This is a genomic window from Falsiroseomonas selenitidurans (assembly GCF_012103215.1).
GTDB lineage: Bacteria > Pseudomonadota > Alphaproteobacteria > Acetobacterales > Acetobacteraceae > Falsiroseomonas > Falsiroseomonas selenitidurans.
Genome location: NZ_JAAVNE010000031.1, coordinates 38,837 through 62,518, shown reverse-complemented (window position 1 = coordinate 62,518; position 23,682 = coordinate 38,837). Strand labels below are relative to the sequence as shown.

Sequence of the window (23,682 nt, the reverse complement as noted above, 5' to 3'; positions counted from 1 at the left end):
CTGCGGCTGGTGGTCCGGGCCGCGCTGCGGCTGGTCGTCCGCGCCGCGCTGCGGCTGGTCGTCCGCGCCGCGCTGCGGGCGGTGGTCCGCACCGCGCTGCGGGTGGTGGTCCGGGCCGGGCTGCGCGGGGGGGTGCGCACCGCGCTCCGTGTCGTGGCCTGCGTGGCGGCCCGGGCCGTGCTGCGCGGGGTGGCGCGGGTGGAGGCCCGGCTGGTGGTGTTGGCGGCCTGGGTCCGGGTGCTGGCCTGCTGGGTTCTCTCATCCCGCCTGGCGGCATCGGCCGGCGCCGGGGTCAGGACAAGCAGCGACAGCAGAGCGAGCAGGATCAGCCGCATGCGATAATCTTCCCCCGAATATCCACGGCGCCCGCGAAGGGCCTGGCCGCGAAACTCCCCCATCGGCCGAAATCGGCCTGACGCGAACAACTAGACTGACCGCCCCGTGACCTGTCAACGCGCATTTCACGATGTTACGTGAGGTGCGGAAGTCCAAGCCAATCCTGGCTTTGCATCTCGTTCAGGCGGCTCGCGGTCCGCGCGAACATGGCAGCATTATGGCCTTCTTCATGCAGCCGGTCCGGCACCGCCTCGGCACTGGCCAGCAGCTTCACCCGGTGCTCGTACAGCGCATCCACCAGTGTGATGAATCGCCGTGCCCGGTCGAAATTCTCCGGGCCCAGCCGGGGAATGCCGTCCAGCAGCAGGCTGTGGAAATGTGTGGCGATGGCCAGGTAGTCCGCCGGGCCCAGGGGCTTGCCGCAGAGCGCCTCGAAGTCGAAGCGAGCGACGCCGCGCGCGGCCTGCGGCACCTCCAGGGTGCGGCCCAGCAGGGTCAGGCGGGTGGGCTTGCCATGCTTCTCCCCGGTCAGTTCCTCGAAGGCGGCGTCCAGCGCCCGCGTCGCCCGCTCATCCGCCGGCACGTGCCAGGTGGGCAGGGCGCGGACCCGGTCGCGCCGGTAATCCCGCGCCGCCTCCAGCGTCAGCACCTCCAGCCGCCGGTTGATCAGGCCGATGAAGGGCAGGAAGGCGTCGCGGCCCGGACGGCCCTTGAACAGATCCACCGGCGCGGTGTTGGAGGTGGCGACCACCACCGTGCCGCGCGCGAACAGCGCCTGGAACAGCCGGCCGAGGATCATCGCATCGGCGATGTCGTGCACCTGGAATTCGTCGAAGCACAGCAGCGCGGCTTCCGCCGTGATCGCGTCCGCCAGCGGCGGAATCGGGTCCGCATCCTGCTGGTCGCGGGCGGGGAAGCTCGCGCCGTGCTGCTGCTTCCAGGCATGGATGCGGCGGTGCACGTCCTGCATGAACTGGTGGAAGTGGATGCGCCGCTTGCGCGTCACCGCCGCCGTTTCGAAGAACAGGTCCATCAGCATGGATTTGCCGCGCCCCACCTCCCCCACCAGGTAGAGGCCCATCGGCGTGCCGGCGGGCGCTTCCTCGGCCGCCACCGGCTTGCGGCGGGTGAAGCGGGCGAAGAAGCCGCCCTTCTCGGGCTGTTCCGGATGCGGGTCGTAGCCCTGGGTGCGGCGCCACAGATCCTGCAGCACCTCCACCGCCCGCGCCTGCGCCGGGTCGGCCGCCAGGCTGCCTTCGGCCAGCCGGGCGCGATAGGCCGGCAGCGGGCCGGCGCCGGTGCTGATGCGGGGGCTTGTCGGCCGGTCGTCCATGCCCGGTGCCTACAGCCTGGCGCCGCCCCGGGCAACGCCAGCCCGCCCGGCGATCGGCACGGTTGACGGCACCGGTTGACGGCACTGGCGCCGCCCCGCAGCCTCCGGCCCATGCCAACCACTGCCACGCTGTACTACGCCCCCGACGGCTTCGACACCGGCCGCGCCAAGCTGATGGGCCGCCACGCCGCCGGGGAGGGCATGCTCGGCGGGCTGGTTCGGCATGCCGGCTTCGACCGGATGGTGGCGCTGTGCGGCAGCGAGGCCGATGCGGCCGCCTTCCGCGCCCAGGTCGCCGGCTTCGATCCCGCCATGCCGGCGGAGACGCTGGGCGCGGCGGAATTGCCCCGGCTGGCGGAAACCGGCTGCCTGATGTTGCCGGGGCCAGACCTGTCTGGCTTCGCCTGGCGCCGGCGGCGCGAATCGCGGCAGGCGGCCTTCTCCCTCACCGGCATCACCCACACCATCGCCTCCGCCAGCGCCATGGATGCGATTGCCGGGCTGCTCGTGGCGCCGGTGCAGCCCTGGGATGCGCTGGTCTGCACCTCCTCCGCCGTGCAGGGCGCGGTGCGGCGGCTGTTCCAGGGCGAGGCGCACTACCTGGCGCGGCGGCTCGGCGCCTCGCGCATCGAGGGTCCGGCCCTGCCGGTGATCCCGCTCGGCGTCGACACCACCGCCCTGGCGCCGGACCCGGCGGCGCGGGCGGAATGGCGAGCGCGGCTGCGCGTGTCGGCGCAGGACATCCTGGTGCTGCACCATGGCCGCCTGTCCTTCCACGCCAAGGGGCATCCGCTGCCCATGTTCCTCGGCCTGGCACGGGCCGCCGCGGCGGCGCCGGCGGGCGCCCGGGTGGTGCTGCTGCTCTCCGGCTGGTTCGCCGATGCCCACCAGCGCCGCGCCTTCACCGAGATGGCGAAGGCGCTGGCGCCGGGGCTCGCCATCCGCCTGGTGGAGCGGCCGGAAACCGGCACCACGCTGCGCGCCGCGGCCGACCTGTTCACCCTGCTGTCCGACAACGTGCAGGAAAGCTTCGGCCTGGCGCCGGTGGAAGCGCTGGCCGCCGGCCTGCCGGTGGTCGGCACGGACTGGGACGGGCTGCGCGACACGGTGCGGCACGGGGTCACCGGCTTCCGCGTGCCGACCCTGCTGGCCGGGCCGATGGACGATCTGGCGGCGCGGCACGATACCGGGATGGACAGCTACGATTCCTATATCGGCGGCATCGCCCAGTTCACCGCCGTGGATGTCGGCGCGGCGGAGGCCGCCTTCGCGGCGCTGATCGGCGATGCCGGGCTGCGCGCCCGGATGGCGGCGGCGGCGCGGGCGGATGCGCTGGCGCGCTATGACTGGGCCGTGGTGGTGCGGCAGTATCACGCGCTTTGGGCGGAACAGGCGACGCTGCGCCGCGCCGGCCGCGGCGAACGCGCCGCCCCGCTGCGCGGCGAGGAACCGATGCCGCGCCGGCCCGACCCGGGCCGGCTGTTTGCGGACTACCCCAGCGGCCGGCTGGCGCCGGAGACGCGGCTGGTGCTGGCGCCGGGCCTCGCCGATGCGGCGGCGGCGCTGGCCCGCGTGCAGGCCCTGCTGGCGGTGACCGGCATCGCCGCGCGGCGCGAATTGCTGCCCTCCACCGAATCCTTCCAGATGCTGCTGGAAGGGCTGGAGGCCGGCCCCGCCACCGCCGGCGCGCTGCTGGCCGGCACGCCGCCGGGCCGCGCGCCACGGCTGCACCGGGCGCTGGCCTGGCTGGTGAAGGTGGATGTGCTGCGGCAGGCGCGCGACGCGGCATGAGCATCGCCGCGGTGATCTTCGACTGCGACGGCACGCTGGTGGACAGCGAGACCATCGGCGCCCTGGCCTTCGCCGAGGCGCTGGCGGAGGAAGGGCTGGCGATGACCGCGGCGGAAGTGCTGCACGGCTTCCGCGGCCGCCGCCTGGCCACCAGCATGGCGGAGGCCGCTTCCCTTCTCGGCCGGGCGCTGGCCGCGGATTTCGAGGCCAGGCTGCGCCACCGCACCGCGGCGGCGCTGCGCGCCGGGCTGCGGGAGATGCAGGGGGCGACGGCCCTGGTGCAGGCGCTGCGCCTACCCTTCTGCGTCGCCTCCAACGCGCCGCGCGCCAAGACCGAGTTGAACCTGACCCTGACCGGGCTGCTGCCGCATTTCGAGGGCCGGATCTTCAGCGCCTATGAGGTCGGCGCCTGGAAGCCGGACCCCGGCCTGTTCCTGCACGCCGCGGAAGCCCTGGGCGTGAGGCCGGCGCAATGCCTGGTGGTGGAGGACAGCGCGCCGGGCGTGCAAGCGGCGCTGGCCGCCGGCATGCCGGTGGTGGCGCTGCTGCCGGAAGGCCCGGCGCCCTGGCTGCCGGCCGCGGTGCCGCATGTCCGGGACCTGTCGGCGGTGGCATCGCACCTGGCTTGAGCGCGAGCCGCCCTCAGCCCCGCCGGCGAAACCGCTCCACCGCGCTGACCAGCGCCGTGCGCACCCCCGGCTCCAGCGCCGAATGGCCGGCATCCGGGATCATCGTCAGCCGGGCGCGGGCCCAGGCGGCGGCCAGGTCGAAGGCGGTGTCGCAGGGGCAGACCATGTCGTAGCGGCCCTGCACGATCTCCGCCGGGATGTGGGCGATGCGGTCCATGTTGCCCAGCAGGCCCTCGGGCGGCAGGAACAGGTCGTGGCGGAAGTAATGCGCCTCGATCCGCGCCAGCCCCAGCGCGCTGCGGTCCTGGGCGAAGCTCGCCACCGTCTCCGGGCTCGGCAGCAGGGTGGAGCAGCTGCCCTCGTACAGGCTCCAGGCGCGCGCCGCCGGGCCATGCACCAGCGGGTCCGGGTCGCACAGGCGCTTCAGATAGGCGCTCAGCAGGTCGCCGCGCTCGGCCGGCGGCACATGCTCGGCGAAGGCGGCCCAGGCATCGGGGAACACCCGGCGCAGGCCATAGAGGAACCACTCCACCTCCGCCGCCCGGCCCAGGAAGACGCCGCGCAGCACGCAGCCCGTCACCCGGTCCGGATGCGCCTGGGCATAGGCCAGCGCCAGGGTGGAGCCCCAGGAGCCACCGAAGAGCAGCCATTTCTCGATGCCGAGGAAGCGGCGCAGCGTCTCGATATCCGCCACCAGGTGTGGGGTGGTGTTCTCCCGCAGGTCGCCCAGCGGGCGGGACCTTCCGGCGCCGCGCTGGTCGAAGATCACCACGCGCCAGTGATGCGGGTCGAAGAAGCGGCGATGAATGGCCCCCGCCCCGGCGCCCGGCCCGCCATGCAGGAACAGCGCCGGCTGGCCGCGCGGATTGCCGACCTGCTCCCAGTACATGACGTGCCCGGCCGAGAGCGGGAGCAGCCCGGTCTCATAGGGGGCGATATCGGGATAAAGGTCGCCGCGCGGCATGATCTGACCTTTAGGGGCGCGGGCGGCCCCGAGTCCATGGGGGTTCGCACCCCGATCGGCCTCCGCTGGCGGGCCATCAGACCGCAAGCCTGCGGAATCGCGCGCCGAGACCCTTCGCCCCGGCGCGGATCGTGCCTAGGTTGGGATGATGGCCGAAACCCCCTCGGCCGGCTCCCGTTCCGCCGCTGCCGGCGCGCTGCGTTGCGGCGTCTGCGGCACGGAGAGCCGGCATCCCGCCTTTCGCCCCGGCCCGCCCGAACAGGCGCCGGACCTGGACCTCCGCCCGGGGGAGCCGGTGCGCTCCTCCATGGCGCGTTGGCTGCAGCAATGCCCGGGCTGCGGCTACGCGGCGCCGGACATTACCCGCGCCCATCCGGCGGCCGCCGAGGCGGTGCGCGCCGCGCCCTTCCGCGCCCTGCTGGCGGAATCCGGCACGCCCCCCCTGGCCCGGCGCTTCCTGGCCTGGGCCCTGGTGCTGGAGGAGACGGGCGCGCTGCATGCGGCGGCGGAAGCAACGCTGCACGCCGCCTGGGTGGCGGATGACCTCGGTCGGCCGGACCTTGCCCGCGCCTGGCGGCTGGATGCGGTGGCGCTGTGGCGCGGCGGCCCGGCGCTGGATGCGGAACAGACAGTGCGCATCATCGATGCGCTGCGCCGGGCCGAAGCCTGGGGCGATGCCGCCGCCACCGCCGAGGCCCTGGCCCGGACGGAACCGCCGGAAGCCGTGGCCCAGGTGGTGTCGCTCGAACAACGGCTGATCGAGGCGCAGGATACCGGGCGGCACACCGTCGCCTCTGCCCTGCCGCCACCCTCCCGCCGGCCGCATGTGACGCATCAGCGTATCGCGCAGCGGGGCGAAGGCATCTGGGCGAAGCTGCGGCGCTGGCTCGGCGGCAGGTAGGGCGCGGGTCGAAGGGCTTGCGGCCCTTCGCCTGGGTGGGTATTGTTATAGTATAACATACCACGGACCCTCCCCATGCTTCGGCGCTCCCTGCTCGCCCTGCCGGCCCTGCTGCCCAGCCTGGCGCGCGCCCAGACCGCGCAGCCGCCTCTGGTGGTCGCCAGCTTCTCCATCCTCGGCGACCTGGTGGCGCAGGTGGCCGGCGACCTCGTGCGGCTGCGCGTCATCGCCGGGCCGGATGTGGATGCGCACGGCTTCGCGCCCCGCCCCTCCGACGCGCAGGCCCTGCGCGGCGCGGCGCTGGTGGTGCGCAATGGCCTCGGCTTCGATGCCTGGATCGACCGCATGCTGCGCGCCGCCGGCCATCGCGGCGCCGTGCTGACGGCGACGGACGGCATCGCGCCGCTGACGATGGAGGATGCGCACGGCCACGGCCACGCGCATGCCCACGACCATGGCGGCGCCGGCCGCCGCCGCGGCCATGCCGTCGGCCCCCGCCAGGTGCCGGACCCGCATGCCTGGCAGGATCTGCGCCACGGTGCGCAGTATCTGCGGACCATCGCCGCGGCACTTTCCGCCGCCATCCCGGCCCACGCCGGCGCCTTCGCCGCCAGGGCGGAAGCCGCCACCACCCGCCTCGCCGCGCTGGATGGCTGGGTGCGGGCGCAGATCGCCACCGTGCCGGAAGCCCGCCGCAAGGTGGTCACCAGCCACGACGCCTTCGGCTATTTCGCCGCCGCCTATGGCGTCACCTTCCTGGCCCCGCAGGGCGTCTCCACCGAGGCGGAGCCGAGTGCCGCCGACGTCGCCGTGCTGATCCGCCAGATCCGGGCGGAGGGCCTCACCGCCGTCTTCCTGGAGAACATGGCCAACCCCGCCACGCTGACGCGCCTGGCGGAGGAAGCCGGCGTGACGGTCCGCGGCCGGCTTTATGCCGATGCGCTCTCCGCCCCCGGCGGGCCGGCCCCCAGCTACGAGGCGATGTTCCGCCACAATGTCGGCCTGCTGGTCCCGGCGATGCGCGGGCAGGCATGAGGCGCGCCCTCCTCGCCCTGGCGGCGCTTCTTCCGTTCGCCGCCGCCGCGCAGGATTCCGGCTTCCGCCCGCATCTGGCGCAGGAGGTCGATATCGGCCTGTATGCCGTCGGCACCACCCGCGCGACGGACCCGGCGCGGCGCGGCACCAGCGCCTACCTCTATGGCGAACTGGCCGCCGGGCTGCACCTGGCGCCGGGCTTCTTCCTCCAGGGGGTCCTGGCCTTCGAGCCGATCGGCGAGGGCGATGCGCTGGGCGGCGCGCCCGATGGCGGCACCACCCTCTTCCGCCGGCAATCCGCCTTCCTGGAGGTGCTGGCCCTGGACTGGCGACCGGATGCGGACACCGTGCTGCAGGCCGGCCGCTTCGTGGCGCCCTTCGGGCGGGGCCATCACGACTTCCCCGGCATCCTCACCCGCATCCGCGCGCATGAGGTGAACGCCATCACCGACAGCCTCGGCATCAGCGCCACCCGCACCATGCTCGCCGACCCCGATCTGGGCGAGCATGACCTGTCGCTGGCGGTCTTCACCCTGGACCGGAGCTTCCTGTCCTCCACCCTGGCGACGCGCCGGCGCTGCTGCGACGAGGCCTATGAGCGCTTCAACCGCAACACCCGTGCGCAGGGCGGGCCGGGCAATACCGGGCAGGCGGACAATGCCGTGCTGGCGCTGGATGGCGACGGCTTCGCCTGGGCGCCGGGCCTGTCCTACCATCTGGGCCTGCTGACCCGCGGCGCCGGGGATGACGGCACGGCCCGGGAATGGGGCTACACCGCCGCGCTGCGCCACGAGCAGCGCTGGTCGGCCAGCCAACGCACCCTGTTCTTCGCCGAGGGCGTGCAGTTTCGCAATGCCGCGGCCCGCCCGCGCACCGAGATCACCCTGCTGGGCTTCGACCCGGACACCGGCGCGGAGGTCGAGACCCTGCTGGAGACCGGCATCCGCGAACGCCGCAGCTTCACCACGCTGGGCGTGCAGCACCGCATCGGCGCCTGGCGCGGTACGCTGGCCTGGCAGCGGGACCAGCGCAAGCGCAGCGTCGAGACCCTGCCGACCGAGAACCACCTGGAAGCCTCGATCGGCACCGACCTGCCGCACAACTTCACCATCGATGCTGGCTACCAGTACAGCCGCCATGCGCGGGAGGAGGAGGGCGGGCTCGGCACCGCCCACGCCCTGCTGCTGCGGATCGGCTGGCGCGGGCTGTAGAGGGCCGCGAGCGGCGCGCCGCCCTTCTCCCGCCCTCGCCAGCAGGGCAGGATGCCGCCACCGACGGAAGACCGGAACATGCCGCGCCCACCCTCGGCCCTGGCGGCTGGCCTTCCGACCGGCCCGGCAGAGCCCGCCACCGCCGCCGAGGCACGGCGCCTGCAACCGGCGCTGGCGGCGCGGGTGGTGGCGGAGGATGCGCTGGGCGCAGTGCGCGTCCTGGGCGGCGCCGATGTCAGCACCCTGCGCTTCGACCCGACGCGCACCGTGCATGCCGCCATGGTGACGCTGGACGCGGCCAGCCTGGCACCCCTGGCGGAGGCCGGCGCCACGAGGCGGGGCGGCCTGCCCTACATCCCCGGCCTGCTGGGATTCCGCGAGGTCCCGGCCCTGGTCGAGGCCTTCCAGGCCCTGCCCGTGAAGCCAGACCTGATCCTGGTGGACGGCCACGGCCTGGCGCATCCGAAGGGCCTCGGCGTCGCCTGCCACCTGGGCGTGGTGCTGGACCGGCCCACGATCGGCGTCGCCAAATCCATCCTGGTGGGGGACGTCGCGGCGCCGCTGGGGCCGGAGCCCGGGGCGCAGGCGCCGCTGGTCTGGCAGGGCCGCGTGCTGGGGGTGGCGCTGCGCACGCGGCGCGGCGCGAACCCGGTCTATGTCTCCATCGGCCATCGCGTCTCCCTGCCCACCGCGCTGCGCCTGGTGCAGGCGGCCCTGCGCGGGGGCCGGCTGCCGGAACCGACGCGGCTGGCGCACCGCGCCGCCGGCCGGCTGCGTCTGGCGGCACAGGCCGGCGCGGGGTAGATGCGGCGCATGGCACGGATCTGGATGGTTCTTGGCGCCCTGTCGGGCCTGGTGGCGGTGGCGATGGCCGCCTATGCCAGCCATGGGCTGCCGCCGGAGACCGCCGCGCTGGCGCAGACCGGCGCTTCCCTGCAGGCCTGGCACGCGCTGGCGCTGATCGGTGTCGGCTTCCTGGCGGAGCGGCGGCGGGGCCCGCTGCCGACCCTGGCCGGGCTCGGCTTCGCGCTCGGCACGCTGGGCTTCTGCGGCGGCGTCTATGTCCGGGTGCTGACGGAGACCTCGCTCGGCCCGGTCACGCCGCTGGGCGGCACGCTGCTGCTCATCGGCTGGGGGCTGCTGGCCGTCGCCGCGGCGCTCGCCCCCGAGACATGATCGCCAGCGCCTACCTGGCGGCGGAAGGCTTCACGGCGGAACTGGCGGAGGAACTGACCCGCGCCGGCCGTCGGATCACGGCCTGGCACGGGCTGCTGGCACTGTCCCCGGACACGCCCTTCCCCGCTGCCTGGGCGCTGGATGTGTGGACCGCGCCGCGGGAAATCCCGGTCGCCTCGGTGAAGCAGGCGGCGGATGCGCTGCGCGCCATCCAGCGCAACTGGTCCGGCCATGCCGCCGCGCATCACCGCCGCAGCGCGCTGATCGCCGAACGCCTGCCGCCGGTGAAGGCCCGGCCGCTGGTGTTTCCGGAGGCGGCGCCCGCCGGGCATCTCGGCGGCTGGACGCTGCTGGCGCCGGACCTTCTGCTGGCCAGCCCGACCAAGACCAGCCCCTTCGTCAACGGCGCCGTCGCCTTCGTGGAGGATCGGGCGGGCCCACCCTCCCGCGCCTATCTCAAGCTTTGGGAGGCGCTGATCCGGCTGGGTCGCCACCCCGGCCCGGGCGAGACCTGCCTCGACCTCGGCGCCGCCCCGGGGGGCTGGACCTGGGCGCTGGCGAAACTGGGTGCGCGGGTGGTGGCGGTGGACAAGGCGCCGCTGGATGCCGCGGTGGCGGCGATGCCCGGCGTATCGCTGCGCCAGGAAAGCGCCTTCGGCCTGGACCCGCGGGCGGAGCCGCCGGTGGACTGGCTGTTCAGCGACGTGATCTGCTACCCGGCGCGGCTGCTGGCGCTGGTGCAGCGCTGGATCGCGGCGGACGCCGCGCGCAATATCGTCTGCACGCTGAAATTCCAGGGCGAGACCGACCACGAGACGGCGGCGGCCTTCGCCGCGATCCCTGGCGCCGTGCTGTTCCACGGCACCCACAACAAGCATGAGCTGATGTTCGCCCGCCTCGCCGCCCCGTCAAGCCCGGCCGGCTGACCGCGGCGCCACCGGCCATGGCGGCCGCGCCGGCGGCCGAAGACGAAGCGGCGCGCGGGGTCGGAGGCCCCGAAGGATTGGTGCGGGCGGCGGGGATCGAACCCGCATGGCCAAGGGCCGAGGGTTTTTAAGACCCTTCCGTCTACCGTTCCGGCACGCCCGCCGCCTGGGGCAACAGGCGTTCGGATGGAATCATCCGACCGCATGTCCTGCTCCAGATTCACTGAATTCTTGAGCACGAATTGCCGCGCGTGCTCCAGCCTGGACAGGGCCTGCGCCCTTATGCCCGGCGCCGGCGCCCAGTGGAAGCGATCGGGCACGGCCGGATCCCGGCAAGGCCGCATCGGATGGCGAGGGTCGCCTTCAGCGCCGCCTCGGTCGGCCCATGCCCGTTTCAGCGGCCCGCAACGGCCGCCGGCCGCGGGTCTCAGGGGGTGGCGGCGTCCAGCCCGGCGGGCTGGTGCAGGGGCGGATCCAGCTGCAGGGCCGCCACGACATCGGTCTGCGGCAGCGCCGCCTCGATCGGGCGCAGCACGCTCCACCACTCGCACTGCTCCTCCCGCCCCCGCGCCGCGCACCAGATGCGGCCGAGGCCGAGCGGGCGCATGCCAAGGCCGCGCAGCACGGCGCGGGAGGCCAGGTTGTCGGTCTGCACCGCGGCCCGCACCTCGCTGACACCGAGCACCGCGAAGGCGGCGGACAGGGCGGCGGGGGCGGCCTCACGCATCAGCCCCTCGCCGTGGAATTCGTCGCCGAGCCAATAGGTCAGCACGGCCCGGTTGCGGTCGGCCTCGGCACGGGTTGCGCTGACCCAGCCCAGCACCTGACCATTGCTGCGGCGGGTAATGACCATCGGCAGGGCCAGCCCGGCCAGCGCCGCCGCCCGCGCATCCGCCAGCCGCTGCGCCGCCGCGCCGGGCGCCAGATGCACCGGCCAGGAGGCGAGGCGGGCGCTGATGGAAGGGCCCATCATCGCCGCCAGGGCCGCCGCATCCTCGGGCCAGGGCAGGCGCAGGCACAGCCGCCGCGTGTAAACCTCCCGACATGCTTCGCCCGATGCGTTCATGCATCGAGAGTGCCACCGTTAACGCTTCCTTACCAGTGTATCGATCAACCGAGGGGCGAGTCTTTTTCTTGGAAGATCAAAGAGACGCGAAAGACTCCACCCCCCGTGCCTAACTCGTGAACGGATATCAGAAAGCGAAACAAATCCCGCCCGCCCATGATACCGCCCCTGTCCGGAGGCACCGACGCCGCCGAAGCCGAGATCCGGAAAGGCGGCGTATTCAACGGCGCGGCCGCTGACCACGGCGCCGGAGCGGGTGCCGGCGGCCACCGCCGATTCCTCCGCCCGCGTCGCCCCGAAGAGGTAGATCGCGAGGGGCGGCGGGCGCGCGGCGACCCAGGCAATGGCCTCCGCCAGATCGCGCAACGGTTGCACGGGCAGCAGGGGGCCAAAGACCTCCTCCGCCAGCAGGGGATGGCCTTCGGGCGGCTGGGCCAGGGTCAGGCTGCGCGGGTCGCCGGCCGGGCCCAGCGGCAGCAGCGCCGCGCCCTGCGCCAGTCGCTGCATCCGCGCCGCCTGGGCAGCATGGCCGAGGCCCGATTCGGCCTGGGCGATGCCGCTGGCGCGGCAGGCGGCGTGGAAATCCGCCATGGCATGGCCCACCAGCAGCACCGTGTCCGGCGCGATGCAGGTCTGCCCCGCATTCACCGCCTTGCCGGCCAGGATGTTGCGCGCCGCCGCCGCTAGGTCGGCGCCCGGCAGCACCAGGGCCGGGCATTTGCCGCCGAGTTCCAGCGTCACCGGTACCAGGTTCCGCGCCGCGGCCGCCGCCACCTTGCGGCCGGTCTCGGTGCCGCCGGTGAACACCAGATGGTCCCAGCGCTGCGCGGCGAAATCCGCCGCCACCGCCGGCCCGCCCAGCACCGTCGCGGCGATGTCCGGCCCCAGCGCCTGCTCCAGCACCGCGCCGATCAGCGCCGCCGTCCGCGGCACGGCCTCCGAGGGTTTCACCGCCACGCGGTTGCCGGCCGCCAGCGCATCCACCACCGGCACCAGGGCCAGCTGCACCGGGTAGTTCCAGGGCGCCATGATGCCGATGATGCCCTTCGGCACCGGCTCCTCCCACGCCCGGGCGGGCCAGAAGGGATAGGGCACGGCGACGCGGCGCGGCCTGGCCCAGGATTTCAGGTGGCGGCGGGCATGGCGCGCGGCATCGACGGTGCACAACACATCCGCCAGCAGGGTCTCCAGCCGCGACCGGCCGCCATAATCGGCATCCAGCGCGCTGGCGAAATCCTCCGCCCGGTCCAGCAGCACCGCCGCCAGCCGGGCCAGCAGCGCGCGGCGCCGGTCGAGATCCAGCCTGCCGTCCCGCGCCTCCGCCGCGCGCAGCCGGGCAAGTGCCTCCGCCGGGCTCACGCCGGCACGGGGCGCGAGGCGCGAGAAAGGGCGGCGGCGGCGGCCTCGCCGGACCGCACGGCGGATTCCAGCGTCGCCGGCAGCATCGGCATGGTCCAGTCGCCGGCCAGCACCAGGTTCGCCAGCGGCCGGCGCGGCGGCGGGGGCGGCGGGTTCAGCCCATGGCGTGGCGTGGCGCGGCGCTCCCGCACCGCGCGCGCCGGCGGCGGCGCTTCCGGCCAGGGCCCCGGCAGGCCGAAGCGCAGCGCCGCCTGGCGCAGTTCCGGCCAGATCCGCGCCGCGGCCGCCGCATCCGTCAGCCCCACCGCCGCATCCGCCGCGCTGACGGTGACGGAAACGCCGCCGGGCCGCACCAGCACCCATTGCGCCAGCCCGCCCAGCAGGCCGATGAAGCGCACCGGGCCTTCCTCCACCCGCTCGAAATGCAGGTTGAGGATCGGCGCGTGGCGCTGCGGCACCGGCAGGCCAGGCAGCAGCCGCGCCGCTTCCCAGGGCGGCACCGCCAGCACCACCGCATCCTCCGGCCCCAGCACCAGCACCGCCTCGCCGAAATCAAGCGCCGTGGCGCGGCCGGCTTCCTGCGTCACGCTGCGCAGGCGGCTGCCGGTGCGCAGATTGGCGCCGTGGCAGGCCAGCGTCGCCAGGGCCGGCGCCACCAGATCCGGCCCCAGCCCCTGCCGCGCCACGAACAGCCGCGCCGCGCCGCGCCCGCCAAGCCGCCGCAGCACCGCGCCCAGCAGCCGGGCGGAGGCTTCCGCCACCGGCGTGTTCAGCGCGGCGACGGTCAGCGGCTCCACCAGCGCGCGCAGCAGCCGCGGATGGCCGGCAAAGGCGGCGGCGACGCTGCGATCCGGCCCCGGCAGGGCGAGGCGCAGCAGCGCCAGCAGGCTGCCCAGCGTCACCCCTTCCGGCCGCCGGTTCGCATCCCCCCAGCCGAGCGGCGACAATGCCACGCGCCGCGCCGTCCCGGTCTCCAGGTCCAGCACCGGCAGGCCGGCCGGCTCCGGCTCCACCCACCCCTCCCGCGCGCCGATCTGGCCCAGGAAGCGCAGCGCGGCGCGGTTGGCGCCGAGCAGGGCGTGCGTGCCATTGTCGGTGCCATCCGGCAGGGCGCGGGCACGGCCGCCGGCCACCGGCGCGGCCTCGTGCAAGGCCACCCGCCGCCCGCCGCGCACCAAGGCCAGCGCCGCCGCCAGCCCGGCCACGCCGGCACCCACCACATGCACTGTCATGGCAGCAGCGCCCGCGCCGCCATCTGCAGCTTCTCCCCCCGCCGCAGCCGCGCCCGGCGGCGCGGATGGGCGAAGCCGTTGGCCAGCATGCGGTGCAGCAGGCGGTGGTAGCCCCACATCATCACCCGCGCCGGCTTCATCGCCCGCGCATCCAGCGCCCGCAATGCCCGCTCCGCCCGTTCGAAGCCGGCAGCGGCGCGCGCCGCCAGATCCTCGCAACAGGCGGCGAAGCCGGGATGGGCGACGATCTCGGCAGCCGTGCCGCCCGCCACGCCATGCCGGGCGCGCAGGGTCTCCGGCACATAGACGCGGTCGATCCGCGCATCCTCGTCCACGTCGCGCAGGATGTTCACCAGCTGGAAGGTGCGGCCCAGCGCCAGGCCGAAATCCACCGCCCCCGGCGCGCCGAAGATGCGCACGGCCAGCACGCCGACGCTCCCGGCGACGCGCCGGCAGTAGAGATCCAGCGCCGCCTCGTCGGCCAGGCGCAACCCGGGCGTCGCGTCCGTCTCCATGCCGTCGATCATCGCCGCGCATTCCGCCTCCGGCAGCCCGAAGGCGGCGCGCGCCCAGGCCAGTTCGGCGGACAGCGCGCAATCCGGTGCCGCCAGCCGGGCGCGCCATTGCGCCAGGAAGCGGCGCTTCTCGGCCTCCGGCATCGCGCCATCGGCGATGTCATCCACCGCGCGGCAGAAGCCATAGACGGCATGCAACGCCCGCAGCCGGTCGCCCTTCAGCACCGCCATGCCGCGGCCGAAGCTGCTGCCGGCGCGGGCGACACGGGCGCGCACCACCTGGGCGTCGCTGCGCGGGGCGCGGGCCAGGCCGGCGAAGGCGGCGGCGAAATCGGCGCGGCGCAGCGCCACCCGCCCGGCCACCGGATCCGCCGCCCGCAGCCGTGCGAGCAGCCGCCAGCCGAGGTCGAGCGTCACCTGCGCCTGCCGGCGCAGCCGGCTGCGCAGCAGGCGGGGCAGCGGCGCCGCCTGTTCCAGCATCGCCTCCACCCGGTCCAGCGCCGCATCCAGCACGGCGCGGCGGGCGGGGCTCTGGGCTGCGAAGAAGCCGTCCTCTCCGCCTGCCAGCGCCATCCAGGTGGTCGGCAGGTAGACGCGGCCGAGTGCCTGGCGGTCCGGCACCAGGTCCTGCAGATGGTTCAGCACCTGCAAGGCGGCGCAGAGCGCATCCGAGGCGCGGGCCGCGCCCGCTGCGTCCTCCCCGTGCAGGCGCAGCAGCATCCGGCCGACAGGGGCGGCGGAACGGGCGCAGTAATCCTCCAGCGCCGCCCAGTCCGGGTAGCGGTCCTGCACCGAATCCTGGCGGAAGGCGGACAGCAGGCGTCGCGCCTCCGCCGTGCCGGTGGCGGCCAGCGGGCCGTCCGGCCGGTCCAGCAGCGCCTCCATCGCCGCCAGCCGGGCCAGCTTCTCGGCCGGCGCCAGGCCGGGGGCATCGGCGATGTCGTCCGCCTGCCGGGCGAAGCGGTAGAAGGCCAGCACCAGCGGGCGCAGCGGCGGCGGCAGCAGGCGGGAGGCGACGGGGAAGTTCTCCCCCGTCTCCGTCCGGCTCGGCGGACCCGCCGCGAGATCCGCGCCGTCCATGCTCAGCCCGAAGCCCGCGACCGGGCGCCGCCGTCACACGGGCTCATAGGCCCGACCCTTCCAGCCGGCCGGCTTGCCCAGCAGGCCGCGCACCAGCGCCGCCCATTGGATGGCCAGCGCCACGGCCACCGTCGCCGGGTGCAGCGGGATGGTCCACCACGGCTCCCGCACCCGCAGCGTCACCGCCGCCCGCAGCGCGAAGCCCAGCGCCAGCGCCAGGATCGCGGCGCTGCGCGGCAGGAAGACGAAGGGCCAGAGATGCGCGCCGGCGAGCATGACGGTCCAGATCGGCAGGCCGACCGGCGTCGCCATGCCTTCCCGCGCATTCTTGATGAAGCCGGCCCAGCTCTGCCGGAAGCCGTCATACATCCGGCAGGTGGCCAGGCCGGCGCCTTCCACGATCTCCGTCGCCAGGCCGTGGTCGCGCATGCGCCGCGCCAGCGCCAGCGCGTCGTGCAGCACGCCCTTCACCCCCTCATGCCCGCCGGCGGCGAAGTAGCCCTCCCGCTCCACCAGCAGAAGCTGGCCGCAGGCTGCCGCCATGCCGGACCGGCGGGTGAAGGCGCGACCGCCGCCGGGCAGGTAGCAGAACAGCAGGAAATTGATCATCGGCACGGTCAGCGCCTCGCCCAGGCTGCCGATCGCCTGGCGCGGCACGCCGGTCACCATGGTGGCGCCGCTGGCCGCCGCATGGCCCGCCATCAGCGCCGCAGCCTCCGGCGCCAGCCGCACATCGGCATCGATGAACAGGAAATGCGTGCCACGTGCCGCTTCCGCCAGCCGGGCGCAGGCATGCACCTTGCCGGTCCAGCCCGCCGGCAGGGGCGGCGCCGTTTCCAGCCGCACCCGCGCATCCCGGGCCGCATAGCCGGCGACGATCTGCGCCGTGGCGTCGGTGGAACCGTCATCCATCACCACCACCTCCACCGCCACGCCCGCGGAGGCCAGGGCGGCATCGAGGCAGGCGGCGATGTTCGGCGCCTCGTTCCGCGCCGGCACCAGGATGGAGACCAGCGCGCCCTCGGGCGGGGTGCCACGCGGTGGGCGCACCAGGATCAGGTTCGCCACCCCCATGGTGGCGGGAAAGGTGGCCAGCGCCAGGGCGATCCAGGCCCAGGTGAAGTCGAGGTCCATCACGTGCCCTTCCCCGCCCCTTGTTCATGTCTTGGGTCGAATGTTTCGCCCTTCGCCAGGGAACGCAAGCGTCGCCACAGCTGGTAGATGCCGCCCATGCCTTCCGGCCCCTGCAGCAGCGTCTCGAACCGCGCCGGGTCGCGGGCGATGGCATCCCCGGCCAGCTGGTCCATGGTGGCGGCGAGCGCGGCGGAAAGCGTGGCCAGCCTTGCCTCCCGCCGCTGCGCCAGCAGCTCCGCGGCGGGGATGGGCGGGCCGAAGGCGCACAGCATTTCCGCCTTGCGCTCGCTCCAGAAGGGGTAGTCCAGCGCCAGGGGCACGAACATTGCCTCCGCCGCCATCTCCGGCAGGCGGGCCATGCCGGGGGCGATGGGCACCGGGCGTTCCCGCACATCGCTGAAGCGGCCGGGGGCGTTCATCCACAGCATGCGGTCCGGCGCGGCCAGCACCTGCCGCGCGGTGCGCAGGAAGGCGACGGCGCCGCGCGGGCTGCCATGTTCCACGCCGAAGACGCCGATGCGCGTCATGAAGCGGTAGCGGGACAGCGCCGCGGCATCCATCGGGATGAACATGCGCCGCCCCGGGAACAGGCGCTGGGACAGCAGCATGAAGGCGACGCCGTCCCACCAGCCGGGATGGTTGGCGAAAACCACCAGCGGCCGGTCGCCATAGGCCCCCGGCACGCCCCAACGCGCCACCCGCGCCGCCCGCATGTGGGTGCGGAAGAAGCGGCCGAACATGTAGTGGAAGAACGCCATGCGCCCCGGGTCGTACAGCGCGATCGGCCCCGCGCCGTCCTCGCGTCGCGGCGCCGGCGGCATGGCGTTCATGGCACGGCTACTCCGCCGCGGCGGCCAGCTCCGCCTCCCGCCGCCCGGCCTCGCGCGCCGAGTCCGACATGCCGCGGCCGCCGCGGTCGCGGTCCAGCGCATCCGCCGCGATCCAGCCGGACATCATCACCATCGGCATGCCCGGCCCGGGATGCGCGGCGCCGCCGCACAGGTACAGGCCCTTCACCATCCTGGACCGGTTGCCCGGCTTGAAGGCGCCGGTGAAGCTGCCATGGCTGGCCAGCCCGTAGATGGCGCCGTCCAGCACCCGGTAGCGCTCGTGGATGTCGACCGGCGTCAGCCTGCCCTCCACCACGATCCGCTCCTCGATATCCTCCATCCCGGCCGTGCGCTTCAGCTTGTCCAGGATCGTCTGGCGGTACTTCGGGAACATCGCCGACCAGTCGTGGTGCGGCCGCAGATGCGGGGTGTGCACCAGCACATACAGCGCCTCCCCGCCCGCCGGCGCCGTGGTGTCGTCGGAGCAGGAGGTCGCGGCCAGATAGGCCGTCGGGTCCGGCGCCGGCTCGCCCTTCTTGTAGATCGCGTCGAACTCCTCCTCCGCATCGCGGGAGAAGACGAAGCAGTGATGCGCCAGATGGTCGTAGCGCTTCTTCAGGCCGAGATAGAGCACCACGCCGGAGCACGCCGGCTCGAAGTTCTTCTTCCTGTATTTCCGCCCGGGCTCGCCGCCGACCAGCTCCGTGTAGGTGCGCACGGCGTCCATGTTGGAAATCACGGCATCGCAGGCGATGGTCTCGCTGCCCACCCGCACGCCCCGGATGGCGCCGGCCTCGATGTCGAAGCCCGTCACCTCCGAACCGGGGCGCAGTTCCACGCCCAGCTCACCGGCCAGCTTCGCCAGGCCCTCCGCCACCGCGCGGGTGCCGCCCACCGGGTACCAGACGCCCTCGCTGGCCTGCATGTCGCCGATCGAACAGACCACCGCCGGCGCCAGATAGGGGGAGGAGCCGATATACTGGCAGTAGTGGTCCAGCATCTGCGCCAGCCGCGCATCCGGCACATGGCCGCGGATCACCTTGGCCGCCGTCTGGCCCATCTTCAGGGACAGCACGTCCCGGATGGTGCCGGGGTTCAGGTTGGCCTTCATGTCGATGGTGTCCGTCACCCCCTCGACCGGCCGCCAGAAGAAGAATTTCTCCGACACACCATGGAGGTGACGGCTTTCCTCCTGGAACCTGCGGTAGCCCTCGCCGAGGCCGCGGCCGGGGGCGAATCTCTCGATCTCGGCCTGCATGGTGGCGACATCGGCCATCAGGTCGATCCGCGTGCCATCCTCGAAGAAGCAGCGCCATTGCGGGTCCAGCCGGATCAGCGGCAACTCCCGTGCCTGGTCGCGCCCCGCCTCCGCATAGATGCGGCGCAGCACGCGCGGCACGGTCAGGATGGTGGGGCCCATGTCGAAGCGGAAGGCGCCGGAGCCGTCCGGCGCGTCCAGCGTCAGCACCGCCGCCTTGCCGCCCAGCCAGGGGTTCTTGTCCAGCAGCGTCACCTTGTGCCCGCGCGCCGCGGCGACGCAGGCCGCCGCCAGGCCGCCGAGGCCGGCACCCACCACAACCACCCGGTCTGCCATGCCTGCGTTCCTCCCTCCCTCGATCCTAGCATAGTCCGCCAGGCGCGCCGGGCGGGACCTGCCGCCTTCCCCCGCGCGCCCAGCCTCAGGCAGCGGCCTGGATCAGGACTCCGCCGCCACCGGCGTCGCTGCGCGGAAACCGCTCTCGGCGGTCGGCCGGCTCGGCGCGCCGGACAGGCCGAGATCCTTCGCCAGCAGCCCGGTGGTGATCCGCGCGCCCTCGTAGATCACCGGCAGGCCGCTGCCGGGGTGGGTGCCGCCGCCCACCAGATACACCCCCTCCACCTCCCGGAACCGGTTGCCGGGGCGGAACAGCAGCATCTGCGGCAATTCGTGGGAGAGGTTGAAGGTGGCGCCGAAGCCGACGCCGAAATCACTCTCCCAGTCCGGCGGCGCGACGATCCGCTCGTAGCGGATGTGGGGCCGCAGGTCGCCATGGCCCAGCACCTTCAGCCGGTCCAGCGCGATCTCCCGGAACCGGGCGCAATGCGCCGACCAGTCCGGCCGCACGATCAGGTTGGGCGCCGGCACCAGCACATACAGCGCGGTATGGCCGGCGGGCGCCAGGGTGGGATCGGTGGCGCCGGCATGCTGCACGTACAGCGAGGGGATCTCCGGGATCTCGCCGCGCTCAATCTGGCCGATATTCTCCCGATACTGTTCCGAGAGGATGACGTTGTGGTGCGCCACCCCAGGAAGTTCCTTGTCCAGCCCCAGGTAGAGCATGAAGGTGGAGCAGGAATACTTCGCCTTGCCGATCTTCCGGTCGGTCCATCCGCGCTTGCGCAGGTGGTCCGGGATCAGCTTCGGGATGGCGTGCGCGAAATCCGCATTCACCACCACGGCCTCGGCATCCTGGACCCGGCCGCCCACATCCACGCCGCGGGCACGCCTTCCCTCGAAGGCGATGCCCTCCACCGGCGTGTCCAGCCGGATTTCCGCCCCCAGCCGCTGCGCCACCCGCGCCATGGCGTCCGACACCGCGCCGCAGCCACCGATCGGGTGGAAGACGCCGTGCTCATATTCCAGGAAGGACAGGATGGTGAACAGCGCCGGGCATTTGAACGGGCTCATGCCCAGGTATTTGGTCTGGAAGGAAAAGGCGAGGCGGACGCGCGGGTCCTTGAAGTGCCGCGCCAGGTCCCGGTCCACGGTGGACCAGGGCTTCATCAGCGGCAGCGCCTTCAACATGTCCGGCCGCACCATGTCGGCGGCGGTGGAGAAGGCGCGTTCCAGCACCGGGCGGAAGGCTTCCAGCTTGGCGCGGTTTTCCGCCATGAAGGGGCGCAGGCCGCGCGCATCCTCCGGGCTGATGCGGGCGATCTCAGCCTCCATCCGCGCCATGTCGGCGCTGGCGTCGATCCGGGTCGGCGGGTTGCCGGCATCCGGGCTGCCCTGCTCGAAGATCAGCCGATACTGCGGCTCCAGCCGCCGCAGATCCACCTCCGACTCCAGTTCCGCACCGCAGCGGCTGAAGATCTCCTTCAGGATGCGCGGATAGAGGAAGAAGGTCGGTCCCAGGTCGAAGCTGTAGCCTTCCGGCGAGGTCAGGGTGCGGGTGCGCCCCCCCACCACGGAATCCTTCTCATACACCGTCACCCGGGCGCCCGAGGCGGCAAGCAGCATGGCTGCGGCAAGGCCGCCCGGCCCGGCGCCGATGACGGCAACCTTGGGACGGGGGCGGTGAAGGGCGGGGGAGGACAGGGGAGCGGTCATGTCGGTCGGTTGCAGATGCGTCCGTCGCGCGAGGCTGCAAGAGGCGCTTAACGCTCTTGCAGCCGGTTAGGGGGATGCCGGCAGCGGAAGCAGCGCCCCCTGGGCGATCTCCTGGCACCTTGCCTCGGCCCGCGGCAGCAGCCGGGCCAGGTAGAAGCCGGCCAGGGCGGCGCGGTCCGGGCTGGCGGTGGCGGCGCGCACCAGCATCCAGCCGCCCAGCAGCCAGCCGCAGGCATCGAGGTAGGGCGCGGCCAGTGACTGCGCCGTCTCCGGGTCCCGCGCCTGCAGCGCCAGCAGCGTGGCGGTCGCCTCCCCCACCCGCGCACAGGTGGCGGCCAGGCGCGGATCGGTGGCCGCGACCTCCGCCAGCAGGGCGTGCATCGCCGCGGCCTCGTCCCGGCCCAGCTTGCGCACCAGCAGGTCGATCGCCTGGATGCCGTTGGTGCCCTCGTAGATCGGCGCGATGCGGGCATCGCGCAGGATCTGCGCCGCGCCGGTATCCTCCACGAAGCCCATGCCGCCATGCACCTGGATGCCCTGGCTGGCGGTCTCCACCCCCCGGTCCGTGCACCAGGCCTTGACGATGGGGGTCAGCAGCGCCAGGCGCGTGGCCCCGGCCTCCTCGCCCAGCAGGTGATGACGGTCCAGCGCCGCGGCGGCCTCCAGCGCCAGCAGCCGCCCGGCGAGGGTGATGGCGCGCATTTCCGCCAGCATCCGCGCCACATCGGCGTGACGCGCGATGGGCCGGCCATTCTGCACCCGCTGCGTCGCATAGGCTTCCGCCAGCGCCAACGCCCGCGCGCCCTGCCCCACGCCCTGCACGCCGACCGCCAGCCGCGCCGCGTTCATCATGGCGAACATCGCGTTCAGCCCGCGCCCCGGTTCGCCCACCAGCTCCGCCTCAGCCCCCTCGAACAGCATGACGCAGGTGGGGGAGGCATGGATGCCCAGCTTGCGTTCGATGCCGCCGCAGCGCAGCGCGTTGCGGCTTCCATCCGGCAGAAGGCGCGGCGCGGCAAACAGGGAAATGCCGCGCGAGCCTTCCGGCGCGCCGGGCAGCCGGGCCAGCACCAGGTGCAGGATGTTCTCCGTCAGGTCATGCTCGCCCCAGGTGATATAGATCTTCTGGCCGTGCAGCGCGTAGCGGCCCTCCCCCAGCGGTTCCGCCCGGCAGCGCAGGGCGGCCAGGTCGGAGCCCGCCTGCGGCTCCGTCAGGCACATCGTCCCGGTCCAGCTGCCGGAGACCAGCTGCGGCAGCCAGCGCGCGGACTGGTCCGGCGTGGCGTGGCCGACCAGCAGGTCGATGGCGCCGGCGGTCAGGACAGGGCCGAGGAAAAAGGCCATGTCGGCCGCCGAGGCGAGTTCCGTCACCGCGATCCACAGCGCGTGCGGCAGGCCCTGCCCGCCATGTTCCACCGGGGCGGCAACGCCCTGCCAGCCGCTGTCGATCCAGTCCTGCATCAGCGCGCGGTAGTGCGGCGGCACCGTCACCGTGCCATTGGCGTAGGTGGCGCCGTGGCGGTCGGCTTCCTGCCAGTGCGGGGCCATCTTCTCCGCGGTGAAGCGGGCGGCTTCCTCGACCAGGGCGGCGATGTCCTCCGCCGCCAGGGGCGCGCCGGCAGCCTCCGTCAGGGCCGGCAGGCCGATCACCCCGGTCAGGCCGAGCACCAGATCCTCGGCGGCGGTCGGCAGGCTCATGCGGGAATTTCCTGTTCGAGATCGGCCAGCAGGCCCGGCACGGGCGGCGCCTGGCCGGCGGCCCAGCCGGCGAGGCTGTCGCAGAGGGTGGGGTCGGTGGCCGCGCGCGCCAGGGCGAGGCCGAGCAGAGGGGCGAATTTGAAACCGTGGCCGGAAAAGCCGGACAGCACGAAACCCCGGCCCTGCCGCTGCAGGACGAAGCGTTCCGCCGGCTCCACATCATAGTAGCAGGCGGCGGCCGAAAGCACCTGGTAGCGGTGCAGGTCACGCAGCCGGGGCCGGGCGAAGGCCAGGATCTCCTCCGCCTCCGCCGCCGTCGCCTGGCGCGGGTCCTCCGGGTCGCCCGCCGGGGCGAAGCGGTGGTCGCCGATCTTCAATGGCGTGCCGGCCACCGGCGGCACGGCGTAGAAGCCGCCATCCTCCGCCAGATCCAGCAGCATGGGCGCCGCCTGCCAGCCGGCCCGGTAGTCCGGCGGCGGGGCCAGGCGGACCAGGATCTGCCGGGTCGGCCGCACCTGCGGGGCGAGGGCCGGTAGCAGCCGCGGCGCCCAGGGACCGGCGGCGACCACCAGCAGGTCGGCCGAAAGCCGGTCTCCCTCCGCCGTCTCCAGCCAGCCCTGGCGGGGGTCCACCGCGCGGGCGCGGGCACGGATCGGGGCGATCCCGCGCGCGGCCAGCACCGCCAGCAGCGCTTGCACGATGCGCCGCGCCAGCAGAACCCCGCCGGAGGCCATGTGGAAGGCCTGGGCGATGCCGTCCGGCCGCAGGAAGGGGTAGCGGGCGGCCACCGCGGCCGCCTCCAGTTCGGCCAGCGCATGGCCATCCGCCCGCAGCGCGGCGCGGCTTTCCGCCAGCCAGCCGCCCTGCGCATTGGCCAGGGCCAGCACGCCGGTCGGCACATGCAGATCCTCCCCGGCTTCCGCGAACAGCAGGCGCCAGGCGGCATAGGCGGGGTCGATCATCCGCATGTAGCCCCGCGCGGCGCCATAGGCGTGGCGGATCAGCCGGTGGTCGTCGACGGAGCTGCCGCGCTCATTCGGCAGCGCATCCTGGTCGAGCAGCCGCACGGACCAGCCGGCGCGTGCCAGCGCCCAGGCGGCCGTGAGGCCCATGACACCACCACCGAGCACCAGCGCGCTTTTCATCCCGCCAGTCT

The 23,682-nt window shown here is 73.8% G+C and carries 21 protein-coding genes and 1 tRNA gene; 9 read left to right on the top strand and 13 right to left on the bottom strand.

What is annotated here, in order from left to right:
• Positions 1–342, top strand: a 342-nt coding sequence (locus tag HEQ75_RS18050; protein WP_168033245.1) for a hypothetical protein, incomplete at its 5' end; no start/stop codon positions are given.
• A 127-nt stretch (positions 343–469) separates the two neighbouring features.
• Here HEQ75_RS18050 and zapE read toward each other — a convergent pair.
• Positions 470–1,669, bottom strand: coding sequence for a cell division protein ZapE (gene zapE, locus HEQ75_RS18045; RefSeq protein ID WP_168033243.1), 1,200 nt, complete (start codon positions 1,667–1,669; stop codon positions 470–472).
• Between the two features lie 111 nt (positions 1,670–1,780).
• On the opposite strand from zapE, the gene HEQ75_RS18040 reads away from it, so the two are divergent.
• Positions 1,781–3,460, top strand: coding sequence for a glycosyltransferase (locus HEQ75_RS18040; protein WP_168033241.1), 1,680 nt, complete (start codon positions 1,781–1,783; stop codon positions 3,458–3,460).
• A complete protein-coding gene (locus HEQ75_RS18035) occupies positions 3,457–4,089 on the top strand; it encodes an HAD family hydrolase (protein WP_168033239.1) in 633 nt (210 codons plus the stop codon). The genes HEQ75_RS18040 and HEQ75_RS18035 overlap by 4 nt, the downstream gene beginning before the upstream one ends.
• Before the next feature lie 13 nt (positions 4,090–4,102).
• Here HEQ75_RS18035 and pip read toward each other — a convergent pair whose 3' ends face one another.
• A complete protein-coding gene (pip, locus tag HEQ75_RS18030) occupies positions 4,103–5,053 on the bottom strand; it encodes a prolyl aminopeptidase (protein ID WP_168033237.1) in 951 nt (316 codons plus the stop codon).
• Positions 5,054–5,201: 148 nt separating this feature from the next.
• On the opposite strand from pip, the gene HEQ75_RS18025 reads away from it, so the two are divergent.
• The 6 genes from HEQ75_RS18025 (at position 5,202) to HEQ75_RS18000 (ending at position 10,302) form a co-directional block, all read left to right on the top strand.
• Entirely contained in the window at positions 5,202–5,954 is a 753-nt protein-coding gene (locus HEQ75_RS18025; protein WP_235961899.1) for a hypothetical protein, read from the top strand.
• Positions 5,955–6,029: 75 nt separating this feature from the next.
• The gene (locus HEQ75_RS18020; RefSeq protein ID WP_168033233.1) at positions 6,030–6,989 is read left to right on the top strand and encodes a metal ABC transporter solute-binding protein, Zn/Mn family; all 960 of its coding nucleotides are present in this window, start codon (positions 6,030–6,032) and stop codon (positions 6,987–6,989) included.
• Entirely contained in the window at positions 6,986–8,200 is a 1,215-nt protein-coding gene (locus tag HEQ75_RS18015) for a hypothetical protein (protein WP_168033224.1), read from the top strand. The genes HEQ75_RS18020 and HEQ75_RS18015 overlap by 4 nt, the downstream gene beginning before the upstream one ends.
• A 78-nt stretch (positions 8,201–8,278) precedes the next feature.
• Positions 8,279–9,004, top strand: a complete 726-nt coding sequence (locus tag HEQ75_RS18010; protein WP_168033222.1) for an endonuclease V — start codon at positions 8,279–8,281, stop codon at positions 9,002–9,004.
• A 9-nt stretch (positions 9,005–9,013) separates the two neighbouring features.
• Complete coding sequence (locus tag HEQ75_RS18005) at positions 9,014–9,376, top strand: DUF423 domain-containing protein (RefSeq protein ID WP_168033220.1); 363 nt, start codon at positions 9,014–9,016, stop codon at positions 9,374–9,376.
• A complete protein-coding gene (locus HEQ75_RS18000) occupies positions 9,373–10,302 on the top strand; it encodes an SAM-dependent methyltransferase (protein WP_168033218.1) in 930 nt (309 codons plus the stop codon). The genes HEQ75_RS18005 and HEQ75_RS18000 overlap by 4 nt, the downstream gene beginning before the upstream one ends.
• Before the next feature lie 78 nt (positions 10,303–10,380).
• On the opposite strand, the gene HEQ75_RS17995 is transcribed toward HEQ75_RS18000, so the two are convergent.
• The 11 genes from HEQ75_RS17995 to HEQ75_RS17945 all read right to left on the bottom strand — a co-directional run bounded on the left by HEQ75_RS17995 (position 10,381) and on the right by HEQ75_RS17945 (position 23,671).
• Positions 10,381–10,465: transfer RNA gene (locus HEQ75_RS17995), tRNA-Leu, on the bottom strand.
• A gap of 264 nt (positions 10,466–10,729) precedes the next feature.
• Positions 10,730–11,368: a GNAT family N-acetyltransferase gene (locus tag HEQ75_RS17990; RefSeq protein ID WP_168033216.1), complete on the bottom strand. Its 639-nt coding sequence runs from the start codon at positions 11,366–11,368 to the stop codon at positions 10,730–10,732.
• An 18-nt stretch (positions 11,369–11,386) separates the two neighbouring features.
• The gene (locus HEQ75_RS17985; protein WP_168033214.1) at positions 11,387–12,727 is read right to left on the bottom strand and encodes an aldehyde dehydrogenase family protein; all 1,341 of its coding nucleotides are present in this window, start codon (positions 12,725–12,727) and stop codon (positions 11,387–11,389) included.
• Positions 12,724–13,959, bottom strand: coding sequence for a hydroxysqualene dehydroxylase (locus tag HEQ75_RS17980; RefSeq protein ID WP_168033212.1), 1,236 nt, complete (start codon positions 13,957–13,959; stop codon positions 12,724–12,726). The genes HEQ75_RS17985 and HEQ75_RS17980 overlap by 4 nt, the downstream gene beginning before the upstream one ends.
• Positions 13,956–15,554 carry a squalene/phytoene synthase family protein gene (locus HEQ75_RS17975; protein WP_168033210.1) on the bottom strand — a complete coding sequence of 533 codons (1,599 nt, stop codon included), beginning with the start codon at positions 15,552–15,554 and terminating at the stop codon, positions 13,956–13,958. The genes HEQ75_RS17980 and HEQ75_RS17975 overlap by 4 nt, the downstream gene beginning before the upstream one ends.
• A 33-nt stretch (positions 15,555–15,587) precedes the next feature.
• Complete coding sequence (locus HEQ75_RS17970; protein ID WP_168033251.1) at positions 15,588–16,688, bottom strand: glycosyltransferase; 1,101 nt, start codon at positions 16,686–16,688, stop codon at positions 15,588–15,590.
• Entirely contained in the window at positions 16,688–17,518 is an 831-nt protein-coding gene (locus HEQ75_RS17965) for a lysophospholipid acyltransferase family protein (RefSeq protein ID WP_235961897.1), read from the bottom strand. Before HEQ75_RS17965 ends, HEQ75_RS17970 begins: the two co-directional genes overlap by 1 nt.
• Positions 17,519–17,525: 7 nt before the next feature.
• Positions 17,526–19,112, bottom strand: a complete 1,587-nt coding sequence (locus tag HEQ75_RS17960; RefSeq protein ID WP_168033208.1) for a phytoene desaturase family protein — start codon at positions 19,110–19,112, stop codon at positions 17,526–17,528.
• Positions 19,113–19,214: 102 nt separating this feature from the next.
• On the bottom strand, positions 19,215–20,828 hold the full coding sequence (locus HEQ75_RS17955) for a phytoene desaturase family protein (protein WP_168033206.1): 1,614 nt from the start codon (positions 20,826–20,828) through the stop codon (positions 19,215–19,217).
• Between the two features lie 66 nt (positions 20,829–20,894).
• Positions 20,895–22,526 (bottom strand): acyl-CoA dehydrogenase, encoded by a 1,632-nt coding sequence (locus HEQ75_RS17950; protein WP_168033204.1) that lies wholly within the window; start codon positions 22,524–22,526, stop codon positions 20,895–20,897.
• A complete protein-coding gene (locus tag HEQ75_RS17945; RefSeq protein ID WP_168033202.1) occupies positions 22,523–23,671 on the bottom strand; it encodes an FAD-dependent oxidoreductase in 1,149 nt (382 codons plus the stop codon). Before HEQ75_RS17945 ends, HEQ75_RS17950 begins: the two co-directional genes overlap by 4 nt.
• Between the last annotated feature and the right edge of the window lie 11 nt (positions 23,672–23,682).